The sequence below is a fragment of the Tsukamurella sp. II2bb genome (genome assembly GCF_057815145.1).
Map to the genome: position 1 here is coordinate 107,018 of NZ_JBYPZI010000001.1, position 13,613 is coordinate 120,630.

The 13,613-nt window shown below is 70.6% G+C and carries 10 protein-coding genes; 5 read left to right on the forward strand and 5 right to left on the reverse strand.

From position 1 onward, the window contains the following. Positions 1 to 48: 48 nt before the first annotated feature. The 4 genes from AC21LY_RS00565 to AC21LY_RS00580 all read right to left on the reverse strand — a co-directional run bounded on the left by AC21LY_RS00565 (position 49) and on the right by AC21LY_RS00580 (position 3,876). The gene (locus AC21LY_RS00565) at positions 49 to 1,173 is read right to left on the reverse strand and encodes a DUF475 domain-containing protein (RefSeq protein ID WP_489044176.1); all 1,125 of its coding nucleotides are present in this window, start codon (positions 1,171 to 1,173) and stop codon (positions 49 to 51) included. Positions 1,174 to 1,250: 77 nt separating this feature from the next. Continuing rightward, complete coding sequence (locus AC21LY_RS00570) at positions 1,251 to 2,015, reverse strand: DUF1542 domain-containing protein (protein WP_489044177.1); 765 nt, start codon at positions 2,013 to 2,015, stop codon at positions 1,251 to 1,253. 167 nt (positions 2,016 to 2,182) lie between these two features. After that, on the reverse strand, positions 2,183 to 3,280 hold the full coding sequence (locus tag AC21LY_RS00575; protein ID WP_489044178.1) for an inositol-3-phosphate synthase: 1,098 nt from the start codon (positions 3,278 to 3,280) through the stop codon (positions 2,183 to 2,185). An 11-nt stretch (positions 3,281 to 3,291) separates the two neighbouring features. After that, positions 3,292 to 3,876 carry a PadR family transcriptional regulator gene (locus AC21LY_RS00580; RefSeq protein WP_489044179.1) on the reverse strand — a complete coding sequence of 195 codons (585 nt, stop codon included), beginning with the start codon at positions 3,874 to 3,876 and terminating at the stop codon, positions 3,292 to 3,294. A gap of 260 nt (positions 3,877 to 4,136) precedes the next feature. Here AC21LY_RS00580 and AC21LY_RS00585 point away from each other — a divergent pair, with 260 nt between their 5' ends. From AC21LY_RS00585 to AC21LY_RS00600, 4 genes are all read left to right on the forward strand, one after another. Then, a complete protein-coding gene (locus tag AC21LY_RS00585) occupies positions 4,137 to 4,535 on the forward strand; it encodes a DUF5318 domain-containing protein (RefSeq protein ID WP_489044180.1) in 399 nt (132 codons plus the stop codon). Between the two features lie 59 nt (positions 4,536 to 4,594). Continuing rightward, positions 4,595 to 7,321 carry a transglycosylase domain-containing protein gene (locus tag AC21LY_RS00590; protein ID WP_489044181.1) on the forward strand — a complete coding sequence of 909 codons (2,727 nt, stop codon included), beginning with the start codon at positions 4,595 to 4,597 and terminating at the stop codon, positions 7,319 to 7,321. Between the two features lie 35 nt (positions 7,322 to 7,356). Further along, on the forward strand, positions 7,357 to 8,988 hold the full coding sequence (locus AC21LY_RS00595) for a glycosyltransferase family 87 protein (protein ID WP_489045392.1): 1,632 nt from the start codon (positions 7,357 to 7,359) through the stop codon (positions 8,986 to 8,988). A 1,439-nt stretch (positions 8,989 to 10,427) separates the two neighbouring features. Beyond that, the gene (locus tag AC21LY_RS00600; protein ID WP_489044182.1) at positions 10,428 to 10,967 is read left to right on the forward strand and encodes a hypothetical protein; all 540 of its coding nucleotides are present in this window, start codon (positions 10,428 to 10,430) and stop codon (positions 10,965 to 10,967) included. 4 nt (positions 10,968 to 10,971) lie between these two features. Here AC21LY_RS00600 and AC21LY_RS00605 read toward each other — a convergent pair whose 3' ends face one another. Next, positions 10,972 to 12,462: an aldehyde dehydrogenase family protein gene (locus tag AC21LY_RS00605; protein ID WP_489044183.1), complete on the reverse strand. Its 1,491-nt coding sequence runs from the start codon at positions 12,460 to 12,462 to the stop codon at positions 10,972 to 10,974. 157 nt (positions 12,463 to 12,619) lie between these two features. Between AC21LY_RS00605 and AC21LY_RS00610 the strand changes: the two genes are divergently transcribed. Then, the gene (locus tag AC21LY_RS00610) at positions 12,620 to 13,387 is read left to right on the forward strand and encodes an enoyl-CoA hydratase-related protein (protein WP_489044184.1); all 768 of its coding nucleotides are present in this window, start codon (positions 12,620 to 12,622) and stop codon (positions 13,385 to 13,387) included. The last annotated feature ends 226 nt before the right edge of the window (positions 13,388 to 13,613 follow it).

The window sequence follows — 13,613 nt, forward strand, 5'->3', positions numbered from 1 at the left end:
CCGTCCGACGGTGCGCGACAGGCGCACCGTCGGACGGCGGGCAGAGGGTCAGCGGCGTGCGGCGACCGGCGCGGGTTCGGCGCCGCTGTCCGAGCCGCCCGCGCGGCGGTTGTAGAGCACGCTCGAGATCAGTGCGGCGATGATCAGCACCACGCCCACGAGACCCGTCACCAGCTCGGGTACCGGGGTGGCGATCGAATACAACAGGATGCCGGCCAGGGCGCCGATCGCCCAGTGCGCGCCGTGCTCGAGGTAGACGTACTCGGCGAGTGTGCCCTTCTCCACGAGGTAGACGGTGAGCGAGCGGACGAACATCGCGCCGATGCAGCCGAGGCCCAGGGCGATGACGACCGGATCCGCGGTGATGGCGAACGCGCCGATTACACCGTCGAAGGAGAACGACGCGTCAAGCACCTCGAGATAGACGAACAGGAAGAAGCCGGCCCTGCCGGTCGCCTTCACCAGCTCCGACGGGCCGGAACGGGCGCTCTGCGCCCGCTCCTCGAGTTGCTCCACGTGGAAGAAGTCGCCGAGGACGTTCACCACGATGTACGTGATCATCCCGAACAGCCCGGCGGTGAAGACGGTCTTCGATTCGTCGGCGTCGTGCGCCGCCCACACCCCCGTGGCCGCGAGCGCGGCCAGGGCCACGACGATCGGGACCCGGCTCAGCCGGCCGATGCGCTGCAGCGGCCCTTCGATCCAGCTCAGCCAGGTGATCTCCCGCTCGGGATCGAGGACGAAGTCGAGGAAGAGCATCAGCAGGAACATGCCGCCGAACGCGGCGATCTGCGGGTGCGCAGCGGTGATCAGCGTCTCGTAGCTGGCACTGCCGTCCGGGAAGTACGCGGCACCGTCGTCCGGCGGGTTGAGGGCGAGGTCCATCGCCTCCACCGGATTGAGGCCGGCCGTGATCCACACGATCGCGAGCGGGAAGACCAGCCGCATCCCGACCACCGCGATCAGGATGCCGACGGTGAGGAACATCCGCACCCAGAAGGCGCTCATGCGCTCGAGCACGGTCGCGTTGATCACGGCGTTGTCGAAGGACAGGCTGATCTCGAGGACGCCGAGGATCAGCGTCACGAGCAGCGCCTGCGGACCGCCGTAGAGGAACGCCGCCACGAGGGCAGCGATCGTGACGGCGAAGGACAGTCCGAAGATGCGGAACACGTCAGCTGATCCTACCGGCGCCGGAGGTCCGTCGCCGAGCCGCAACGCGCGGCGGGGTCGGAGGCGGCAGGGCCCGGCTAGAAATCGAATCCGCCGAAGTCACCGCCGCCGCCGAAGTCACCACCCCCGAAATCTCCGCCGCCGAAATCGCCGAAGCCGCTGCCCCCGTCGCCGCCGAAGTCCCCGCCGGTGTCGCCACCGTCCGCGATGCCGGCACCGTCGGCGAGGACGGCGGGGCCGACCCCGGCCATCCCGGCGAACAGCGAGCTGAACAGCAGATAGCTGCCCACGCCCCAGGCGCCGGCGACGAGCGCCGGCTTCCACCAGGGCTCGCTGTACCAGCCCGCGGGCACCGGGCGGCCGGCCACGACGCCGCCGGGGTAGTAGTTCGGAGTGCGGTCCGACGGGGCCGGCGAGGCCTCGAGGGTGCGCCCCTCGACGTCGACGGACCGATCCTCGGTGATGGAACCGGCGGTGCGCTGACCGTCGAGCTCGGGGATGGGCGGGCCCGGGTCCATGTCCATCGCCACGCGGGCGGCGCGGGCGTAGTAGAGGCCCTCGAGCGCGGTCTGCTTGGCGAGCCGGGCCTGGGCCGGCGTGTTCGCGCTGCCCACCTGCGCGCCGGCGGCGGTGTACCGCTCGCCCGCGTCGGCGAGGGCCTGGCGCGCCGCGTCGTTCGACCCGACGAGGTTGTTCACCTGGCCGGCGAGCCGGTCGATGGTGGCGCGGGCGTCGGCCTGGGCGTCGGAGAGGGCGGTGGACCGGTTCCGGTTGCCGCGGACCACGAGCAGGACGACGAGCGCGACGGCGACGACGGCGACGAGGAGCAGTACGGGATCCATGACCCGACGGTACCGAGAGAGCGCAGCTCGCGGCTGACGAGAACCTGAGCGAATCGGGCGTTTCGCCCAGGGCGAACTCCGGGGCGGGCCACGGGACGCCGCAGGCCCGCCACCCAGGACGGGGGACGGGCCTACGACGGTGACCGGACGCGCCGGCCGGGCGGGGACTAGTCCGCGCCGATGATGAACTCCTCGAGCTGAGCGCGCGCGACATCGTCGGCGATCTGCTCCGGCGGGGACTTCATCAGGTACGCCGACGCGGGGATCACGGGGCCGCCGATGCCGCGGTCCTTGGCGATCTTCGCGGCGCGCACGGCGTCGATGATGATGCCGGCCGAGTTGGGCGAGTCCCAGACCTCGAGCTTGTACTCCAGGTTCAGCGGCACGTCGCCGAAGGCGCGACCCTCGAGGCGGACGTACGCCCACTTGCGGTCGTCGAGCCACTCCACGTAGTCCGACGGGCCGATGTGCACGTTCTTGTCGTGCACCTTGCCGGCGAGCGGGCCGTTGAGGTTCGACGTGACGGCCTGCGTCTTGGAGACCTTCTTCGACTCGAGGCGGTCGCGCTCGAGCATGTTCTTGAAGTCCATGTTGCCGCCGACGTTGAGCTGGTACGTGCGGTCCAGCGTGACGCCGCGGTCCTCGAACAGCTTGGCCATCACGCGGTGCGTGATGGTGGCGCCGACCTGCGACTTGATGTCGTCGCCGACGATCGGGACGCCCGCGTCGCGGAACTTCGCGGCCCACTCCGGGTCGGAGGCGATGAAGACGGGCAGCGCGTTGACGAAGGCCACGCCCGCGTCGATGGCGCACTGCGCGTAGAACTTGTCGGCCTCCTCGGAGCCCACCGGCAGGTAGGAGACGAGCACGTCGACCTCGGCGTCCTTGAGCGCCTGGACGACGTCGACACCCTCGCCCGGTGCCTCTTCGATGGTCAGCCGGTAGTACTTGCCCAGGCCGTCGAGCGTGTGGCCGCGCTGCACGGTGACGCCGGTCGGCGGCACGTCGGCGATCTTGATGGTGTTGTTCTCGGAGGCATTGATGGCGTCCGAGAGGTCGAAGCCCACCTTCTTGCCGTCCACGTCGAACGCGGCGACGAACTCGACGTCGCGCACGTGGTACGGACCGAACTTCACATGCATGAGGCCCGGAACGGTGGCATCGTCGGCCACGTCCTTGTAGTAGTGCACGCCCTGCACGAGCGAGCTGGCGCAGTTGCCCACGCCGACGATCGCAACGCGGACCTTGGTGGAGTTGTCGGTCACCGTTCTTCCCTTCAGTCGGTGTCAGTGATGTCGGCGCCGGGAGCGGAGCGCGCGGGCCGATCCTGTTGGTCGGAACGGGACTCGGCGGCGATCAACTCGTTGAGCCACCGAACCTCCCGCTCCGTCGTTTCCAGCCCCAGCTCGTGCAACTGCCGCGTGTACGTCTCGCTCGAGCCCCCGGCCGCGAGGGCCCGACGGAGCTCCTCCCGCCGCTCCTCGACCTGCCGGCGGCGTCCCTCGAGGATGCGCAGCCGGGCCTGGGCGGGGGTGGCGGTGAAGAAGGCGAGATGTACGCCGAACCCGTCGTCCGTGAAGTTCTGCGGACCGGTGTCGGCGACGAGGGCGGAGAACCGCTTCCTGCCGGCCGGGGTCAGTCCGTAGACACGGCGTGCGCGGCGCTTGCGAGTAGCCGCCGTGGGGCCCGGCGCCTCTTCTTCGGCGATGTACCCGGCGTCCTGCGCACGGCGCAGAGCGGGATACAGCGATCCGTAGGAGAACGCGCGGAACGGACCCAGCAGTTCCGTCAGACGCTTACGGATCTCGTAGCCGTGCATGGGGGACTCGTGCAGCAATCCGAGAACAGCCAGTTCCAGCATCGCCGCCTCCTCTCCCTGGCGCGGCGCCGAGCCCGAAGCGGCCGACGCGAGTGGATCTATCTCATCAATCGATCGGCGGTTGTATCGAGCCGATATATACGACGATACCCCAGCGGTGAACCGCCGGTGAACCTCAGGCGGCGGTGAGGCGGCTCGTGAGCCGGATTCGGACCCGGCTCGCGCGCTGGACCGGGAACGATCGTCGCGGGCGGTATGCCCTTGTCTCGGCGTCCGAGGGCGCGGACACGTACATTGGATCCGTGCGGACGCAGAGGCAAACGGTGGACTACGCGCTGCAGCGGCGATCGCTGCTGGCGTCGGTCAACGCCGGGCGCACCGCGGTGAAGTCGGTGTGCGATGCCGACCCGTACCTGCTGCGCGCGGCCAAGTTCCACGGGCGCCCGTCCGAGGTGCTCTGCCCGATCTGCCGGAAGGAGCAGCTGACGCTCGTGTCCTGGGTGTTCGGCGATTCGCTCGGTCCGGCGTCGGGCTCGGCCCGTACGGACGCGGAGCTGCACGAGCTGGAATCCACTCGCGTGGAGTTCTCCGTGCACGTCGTGGAGGTCTGCAGGTCGTGCAATTGGAACCATCTGGTGCAGTCCTACGTGGCGGGCCTGCCCCCACAGCCGCGCCGGAAGCGGCGCGCCGCTCCCGGCTGAGCGGCACGGCCTGCACGGAACCCAAACGAGACGACGAAGAGACGAGCGGAGAACCAGCGGTGACGAACCCGGGTGGCAAGGACGAGCGGAACGGGGCGGCCGGAGAGCCGTCGCGGCCTTCAGGCCCCACCCCGCCGCGCCCGGTGACGCCGCAGGCCGCGGAGACCATGCAGTTCCCCCTCGTGGCGCCCCCCGGCGCGGACACCACACGTCCCGGCACGCCCGCACCCGGTGCGTCCCAGCCCGGTGCTACGCCCCCGCCCGCCGCTCCCGGTGCGGGTCCGGCTCCGGCCGGTCCGGAAGCCGGCCCCGCCGCGGGTGATCAGAACGCGCCCCGGACCGCGTACCGCCCGCTCTCCGGCCGCCCCGTCGACAACGACGAGCTCGCCGCCGAGGCCGATCGCGGCGCACCATCGGAGCCCGAGCCCCCGGCGGAGCAGCCCGTGGTGATCCGCAAGACCGCCCCCGTCCCCGCCGCGGGTGGTGACGGTCCGGGCGGTGACGGACCCGGTGGTGACGGCCCGGGCGGCGGTGGTCCGGGCGACGGCTCCGGCGACGGGTCCGACGAGCCGGACGACGGTGACCATGACCCCGACAAGAAGGGCCTCCGAGCGCTCGTGAGCGGATCACTCTTCCGACGTGTCGTGACCGGTGGGGTGGCGGGCGTCGCCCTGATCCTGGTCATCGCCCTGCTGGCCTTCCTCGTGGGCTACTGGCGCACTGATGTGCCGCAGCCGGGTGAGATCCAGACGAACCAGGTCGCGACCATCGTCATGAAGGACGGCAACACGCCCATCGCGCGCGTCGTCCCGCCCGAGGGCAACCGCGAGATCCTGCCCGCGCAGGACATCCCCGACGTCATGAAGAACGCGATCATGGCTGCGGAGGACCGCGATTTCGCGACCAACCCGGGCTTCTCGCTCAAGGGCTTCGCCCGCGCCGTCTGGAAGCGCATCCCCGGTGTGGCCGGTGACGGCGAGGACGCCGGCGGCGGCTCGACCATCACCCAGCAGTACGTGAAGAACGCCCTGGTCGGCGACGAGTCCTCGCTCTCGCGGAAGTGGAAGGAGTTGATCATCTCCACCAAGATGTCCAACTCCTGGTCCAAGGACGACATCATGGCCGCGTACCTGAACACGATCTACTTCGGTCGTGGCGCGTACGGCCTCCAGGCGGCGTCGAAGGCCTATTTCAACGTCAACGCCAAGGACCTCAAGGTCGAGCAGGCGGCGCTCCTCGCCGGCCTGGTCCGCGGACCGTCGCTGTACGAGCCCACGACGCACCTCGCCGATGCGACCGGCCGATGGAACTACGTGCTCGACGGCATGGTCGACATGAAGATCCTCGATCCCGCGCAGCGCGCCAAGCTGCAGTTCCCCAAGACGGTCGCGCAGGGCCGCGTCCAGTCCGATGACCTGTCGGCGGGCCCGAACGGCCTGATCAAGACGCAGGTGCTCCGCGAGCTGAAGGACGCCGGCATCGACGAGTCGACGCTGAACACTCAGGGCCTGAAGATCACCACCACGATCGATCAGCAGGCGCAGGCCGCCGCGGTGAAGGCCGCCAAGAACATGGCGGAGAACCAGCCGAAGGACCTGCGCACGGCGATCGTCTCCGTCGACCCGAAGACCGGCGGCGTGCTCGCCTACTACGGCGGTGACGACGGCAACGGCTACGACCGCGTGCAGGCGGGCCTGCAGACCGGTTCGTCGTTCAAGGTCTTCGCCCTGGTCGCGGGGCTCGAGCAGGGCATCCCGCTCTCGCGGGTGTACTCCTCGGCGCCGTTCAAGGCGCAGGGCGTCACGGTGAACAACTCCGACGGCGAGTCCTGCGGCAGCTGCAACCTGGCGACCGCGATGAAGATGTCGCTCAACACCGTCTACTACCGGCTCATGATGGACCTCAACGGTCAGGCCCAGGCGGTCGCGGACGCGGCCCACAAGGCCGGCGTGGCCGAGAGCTTCGGCAGCATCAAGAAGACGCTCGAGCAGGCCGACGGCAGCGGTGTCGAGGGCGGCGTCGTCCTCGGCCAGTACCAGAGCCGCCCGATCGACATGGCCTCCGCCTACGCCACGCTCGCGGCCGAGGGCGTCTACCGCGCCCCGCACCTGATCACCAAGGTGACCACGGCCGATGGCCGGACGCTCCTCGACCGCTCGTCCGATCCCGGTGAGCGCCGGTTCAGCAAGGACGTCGCCAACAACGTGACCGCCGCGCTGCAGCCCATCGCGGCCTACTCGAACGGCCACGGCCTGGCCGGCGGCCGCGCCTCGGCGGCGAAGACGGGCACCGCGCAGTACCAGGACACGGGCCAGAACAAGGACGCGTGGATGGTCGGCTACACCCCGTCGATCTCCACCGCGGTGTGGGTCGGCAACGACAAGGGCGGCCCGATCGTCAACGCCTACGGCGGCAGCATCTACGGCTCGGGCGTCCCGTCGGACGTGTGGAAGCAGACGATGGACGGCGCCCTCTCGGGCACGGACTACGAGTCCTTCCCGACGCCGGGCGCGATCGGCGGGCAGGCCGGCGTCCCCGTGGAGACGCGCGTGCGCCCCTCCACGACGGGCTCGGCGTCCGCCTCGGCCTCGGCCGGCGATTCACCGTCGCGGACGGTGCCGGGCCTGCCCGGCGTGCCGCTGCCGACGTTCCCGTGGGATCCGACGACCACGCAGCCGGGTAATCCGACCTTCCCGGGCCAGCCCACCACCCGGCCCCGGCCGGGCGCGGGCGCGGGGACGGTCCCCGGTACGGGCGCGCCGCGGGTGACCAACCCGGTGCCGTGACGGTTCCCCGGGAGGACGAGGACGACCGCCTGCACGTGAGCCCCGGACGGTTCGACCCCGCCACCGTGATCGAGCCGGACCGGGACGTGCCCAGCCACACCGACGCGGTGGCGCGGGACTTCTCGACCGCGGTCGGCGGCCCCGTCGGAGCGCACGCCCTCGTCGGCTTCCAGCGCTTCTTCACTCCCCTGCGGCTGATCCTGCTGGTGGCGGTGCTCTTCCTGGCACTGGGCTGGACCACCAAGGCCGGCTGCCTGCAGCAGCGGTCCGACGGCGGGCAGCTGGTGCTCGACTGGTCGGGCAACCGTCCGTACGCGGCGATGTGCTACTCGGACACGGTGCCGCTGTACGGCGCCGAGCGCCTCGACGAGGGCCTCATGCCCTATGTCACGCAGTTCTTCGACACCGATCCCACGGGCGCCCGGCAGGAGCGCTACATGGAGTACCCGGTGCTCACCGGCATGTACCAGTACGCCGCGATGAAGGTCGCCAAGGCGTGGGCGCACCTGCACGACGAGTGGGGCGTTCCGGCGGCGATCGAGGTGGTGCTGTTCTTCACAGTGGCGGCCGTCGGCCTCGCCCTGTTCTGGCTGATCGCGGTCTGGGCGACCACCCGATCAGCCGGTGGGGCGGCGTCCCCGTCGCGCCCGGGGGCGCGACGGCCCTGGGACGCGATGCTGATGGCAGCGTCACCGCTGGTGATCGTGCACGCCTTCACCAACTTCGACACGATCGCCGTCGCCGCGATGGCGGTGGGCATGCTGCTGTGGTCGAGGGAGCGGCACGCGTGGGCCGGCGTCGTCATCGGCCTGGGCACGGCGGCGAAGCTGTACCCGGCCTTCCTGCTGATCGTGCTCTTCTTCCTGTGCCTACGCGCCGGAAAACTGCGGCCCTGGTTCACCGCCGCCGCCCTGGCGATCGCCACCTGGGTTGCCGTCAATCTGCCGATCCTCGTGGCCGCTCCGCGCGGCTGGTGGGAGTTCTTCCACCGCAACTCGATCCGTCCTGTCGACATGGATTCGATCTACGCGGTGGTCAGCTCCTTCACCGGCGGCTGGGTGTTCGGGGGGCAGGGCCCGCGCGGCGGCGCCTCCCCGCTGGCGAACGGCATCACCCTGGTGCTCTTCGTGGCCGTGATCGCGGGCGTCGGTTACCTTGCGCTGAAGGCGCCGCGGCGGCCGCGGGTCGCGCAGCTCGCCTTCCTCCTCGTGGCCGGCTTCCTACTGGTCAACAAGGTGTGGAGCCCGCAGTACTCGCTGTGGTTGGTGCCGCTCGCGGTGCTCGCGATCCCGCACACCCGGATCCTGCTCGCGTGGATGACGATCGACGCCCTCGTCTGGGTACCGCGGATGATGTACTTCCTCGGCATGCAGAACAAGGGGCTGCCCGAGCAGGCCTTCACGGCCACCGTCCTCCTGCGCGATCTGGCCGTGATCGGCCTGTGCGCGCTGGTGATCCGGCAGATCTACCGGCCCGACGAGGACCTGGTGCGATCGACCTTCCCGGGGCCGTACTCACCGCCGCTGGACGATCCCGTGGGCGGCGTGCTCGACGGTGCGCCGGACCACGCCGGGCGCCTGAGCCGCAGCGCACAGCGGGGCAGGTACCAGATGAAGACCAGCAGCAGCGCAGCCCGGCCCCAGACCCCGATCCAGACGCCCCACTGAACCCACCACGTGATCGGCTGGTTCGCGGCGTGCTCGGAGAAGTAGTTCCACACGGTCATTTCGAGGCTCAGGTCGAAGAGCAGGTACGCCCCGATCAGCCGCCAGTCGACCTTGAGCAGGACGAAGAAGGGCAGCAGCCACAGCACGTACTGCGGCGAGTGCACCTTGTGGAAGAGCATGAACGCGGCCAGGATCGCGCCGCTCACGCCGAGCCAGGGGTAGATCCCGGTGCGGCGGAAGCGGATCCAGCCGTACACCAGCAGCGCGGCGATCGAGACCACGATCAGCAGTGGGGAGAGGACGCCGACGAGCCCGTCGTAGTCCGCCGGATCGTCGAAGGCCTTGAGCACGCCCCAGTACCAGATCGAGTTCGTCGACAGGTCCGCCGTGCGCAGTTCCTGGAACTTCAGCGAGGCGCGCCAGCCCTCGAAGCCGAGGACCATGAACGGCACGTTGATCGCAACCGCCACCACGACGGCCGTCGCGGCGGTGGCGGCGGCGCCGACCCAGTCGAGCAGCCGCCAGTCGATCCGGGCGCGACGCCCGGGACCGTCGGGCAGCGCGACGGTGCCCGCCCTGCCGTGCGTGAGCACGTACAGCACCAGCGGCGCGACGAACAGTCCCGGGTAGATCTTGAGGTCGAAGCCGATGGCGAGGACGGCCGCCGTCGCCATCGCCGGTATCCGGATGGAGCCGCCGGTCCGGTCCGCCCAGGCCATGATCCCGAAGCCGACGGTCGCGGCTGCGACGACCGGCAGCTCCATGTTGTGGTACGCGTACAGCGCCAGCGGCGGCGCGACGGCCCAGAGCGCGGCGGTGCGACCGGAGATCTTCGCGAGCACCCAGCCGGTCAGCAGCCCGAAGGGGGCGAGGAGCAGTGCCATGTGCAGCAGGAACTCGGCGTCGTTGTGCGCGCCGATCGCGCCGACCCAGAACAGCAGGCCGCTGAGCACGGGGTACTCGATGGCGCCGCCCTGCAGTTTGCCGTCGCCGTCGATCCAGCCGGTGAGGTACGGGAAGACGTGGTTGTCGACCTCGCGCCCCGTCCACAGGTACTGGATGTCGGAGTAGCAGATCCGGCCGGGCATCGAGGCGAAGCCCTCGGAGCGGCCGAACTGGTCGAACGGCGCGCCGGTGCACTGCGCCTTGATCTGATAGCCGATGACGAGCGCTGCAGCGGTGAGACCGAGCACGGTCCACGCCACCCGATCGGGGCGGAAACTGGGCCGGGACATGCGCCCCACCCTATCGGTCCGGGCGAACGGCCCAGGTCGACGGTGCGGTCACGCTCGGCCGGTGAGCGGCTGCAGCGGGTTCGCGTTCCACGCGCCGTGGATCACCAGCAGCGGCCGGCAGAGTCGGGACCCTTGTTAACGATCGTGCATCGTCGACCGATTCCCCTGGATGAGCCGCTCCGACGCGGCGCGGGAGGAGTGGACATGAGGTCGTCGATGAAGGTCGCGGGAGCGCTGGTCCTGGTGGCTGTGGCTGCGGCGGGGTGCGGGGACCGCTCGTCCTCCGGCCCGGGCTCGACGGTGACGGTGACCGCCGCGCCGAGCGCTCAGTCGGGCACCGGTTCCACCGGCACGCAGCAGCCGACCCCGGCGGGACCGTCGGCGACGGTCCGCGTGAGCGTCACGGCACTGCAGACCACCCCCGGGAAGGCGGTCCGGGTGCTCACCGAGTCGGGGAAGACCACGTGCAACCTCCGGGCCGAGCTGTTGGAGTGCCAGTCCGGCGAGTTCGGGAAGAGCTATCGGGCGAAGACCGGCGAACCCGCCTCCGGGTTCGTCTACCGCGGCGGCGAGCTCGGCTGGTACTACGGCAACATGGCGGTCACCGACCCCGCCACCACGATCCGCTACGGGCACACCTACAGCGCCTTCGGCTGGACCGTGGAGGCGTCGGCGGGGAAGACGGTCTTCACCCGCGACGGCCACGGGGTGAGCGTCGACGTCGCGAACACGACCACCTTCTGACGGGCTATCGCCCGTAGACGTGCTTGAGCAAGAAGCGCACCGCCTTCATGTCGCGCGCCTTGCGGTCGAAGGAGAGCAGGTTCATCGGGGCCGGGAACCGCTGTGCGGCGACCGACTGCGGGCGGCTGAACTCGCGGAGCCCGTCCGCCCCGTGGATCCGGCCGAACCCCGAGTCGCCGAGACCGCCGAAGGGCAGCGCCGGAACGGAGGCGAAGGAGAGGAAGGAGTTCACGGCGACGGCGCCGGTGCGCAACCGCCGCGCGAGCGCCCGCCCACGCGCGACATCGCGGGTCATGATCGCCGCCGACAGCCCGTAGCTGCTGTGGTTGGCCCGCTCGATCGCCTCCTCGACGGACGCCACCCGGTTCACCACGACGGTCGGCCCGAAGGTCTCCTCGGTCACGGCGGCCGAGTCCTCGGGGACGTCGACGAGGACGACGGGCTGCACGACGGTCTCGCCGACCGACTCGCGGCCGCCGACCAGGGCCCGGCCGCCGCGGTGCAGGGCGTCGTCGATGTGGCTCGCGATGATCGACAGCTGCCCACGCATGGTCGCCGGGCCGTAGTCCGCGCCGTCGTCGTTCCCGCCCCGGACGGCGCGCGCGGTGGCCGCCAGCTTGTCGACGAACTCGTCGTACCGCTCGTCGACGACGTAGACCCGCTCGACGCCCGCGCAGGTCTGGCCCGCGTTGCCGAAGGCACCGAAGGCGGCGGTGGCCGCGGCGGCGTCGATGTCGGCGTCGCGGTCGACGATGAAGGCGTCCTTGCCGCCGCCCTCGATGGTGACGGGCGTCAGGCTCTCGGAGCAGGTGGCCATGACGGTGCGGGCGGTGCGGGCGGAGCCGGTGAAGGCCAGTTTGTCGACGCCGGAGCGGCACAGCGCGGCGCCGGTCGCCCCGGCGCCGTGCACGACCTGCAGGACGGGCTGTCCGGGGCACGCCGCGTCCCAGGTGTCGGCGAGGAACTGCCCGACGGCGGGTGTCAGCTCACTGGGCTTGAAGACCACGGCGTTGCCGGCGGCCAGGGCGTAGGTGACCGAGCCCATCGGGGTGTAGACGGGGTAGTTCCACGGGCCGATGACGCCGACCACGCCGAAGGGCAGGTATTCGACGGTGGCGGCGAGGTTCGCGCCCAGCACACCCGGCGAGACCCTGTGGCGGCCGAGAACGTTCTGCGCGTTCTTGGCGGCCCAGTCGACGTGCACCACGGCCAGCATGACCTCGAGGAGGGCGTCGTCGGCGGGCTTGCCGGTCTCGGCGGAGATCACCGCGGCGAGTTCTTCTGCGCGGCGGGAGAGCTCGGAGCGGAAGCGCAGGAGCCAGTTGCGGCGTGCCCTGGGTTCCAGTCCGCCCCACCACTGCGCCGCCGCGCGGGCGCGCTCGACGACACCCGCGACGGCGTCCGCGTCGGCGATCGGGAAGCGGGCCACCTCGGCGCCGGTGCGCGGATCGGTGGAGATCAGGTCACCGGGCGTGGTCGTCGACGGTGCGGTCATGGCGGTCCTCCGGGGCGGGAACGGGAATATGTCAATATGTTAGAGACTGTTCTCTCATCTGTGCTAGTTTTCGGCTCATGTTCGCAACGTCTTTCACCGAGCAGTCCGGCGTCCCGTACCCGATCGTGCCGCTGGCGCGGATCGCGGAGGCCGTGGCATGAGCGAGAACTTCCGGTGCACGGTCGACGGTGGCGTCCTGACGATCACGATCACCCGTCCGCAGCGGATGAACGCCTTCGGCATTCGCGCGGCGCGGGAGCTGACCCGGATGATCGAGGAGGCGGACGCGGACCCCGCCATCCGGGTCGTGGTGATCACCGGAGAGGGTCGCGCCTTCTCCACCGGAGCCGATCTGGCGGGGGAGCGGACGGAACCGCAGGAGGCCCTCGAAGCCGTCAACGCCTACGTGCGCGCCATCATCGCGGCGTCGATCCCGGTGATCGCCAAGGTGAACGGGCCCTGCGCGGGTATGGCCGTGGGGTTGGCGCTCGCCGCCGACCTCACCTTCGTCGCCGAATCCGCCTACTTCCTCCTGCCGTTCGTGGGCATCGGCCTGCTGCCCGACGCGGGCACCACGGCTCTCGTCCCCGCCGCGATCGGCCGCACCCGCGCGATGGGGATGGCGCTCCTCGGCGAGCGTCTCTACGGCCCCCAGGCCCTCGCCGCCGGGATGGTCACCGCGGTCCATCCCGCCGAGGAGCTCGACGGTGCCGTCGCCGCCGCGGCGGCGAAACTCGCCTCCGGTCCGCGGGAGGCGATCGCCGCCACCAAGCGCGCCATGAACGCCGCCACCCTCGCCGGCCTCGACGACGCCCTCCGTCGCGAGACCGAGTCCCAGGTCGTCCTGCTGACGACCGACGACCACCGCGAGGGCGTCGACGCCATGCTGAACAAGCGCCCCGCCCGCTTCGACGCGCAGCAGTAGCCGCCGGCAAGCATCTTTCGAAGCGTTCTGCGACGGATCTGGGGGCTATCCACCGCAGAACGCTTCGAAAGATGCTTCGGCCGCCCAGGTCAACAACGCAGCGCCCGCGCCTTTTTCTGGCGGCGCGCACCGGGCACCGTCGACCCGGGTGGACGAGAGGCCCGGGAACATCGGACGAAAAGGGAAGGGCAATCAGCTCTCCGGAGGGGTGGGGGCTACCTCGCGG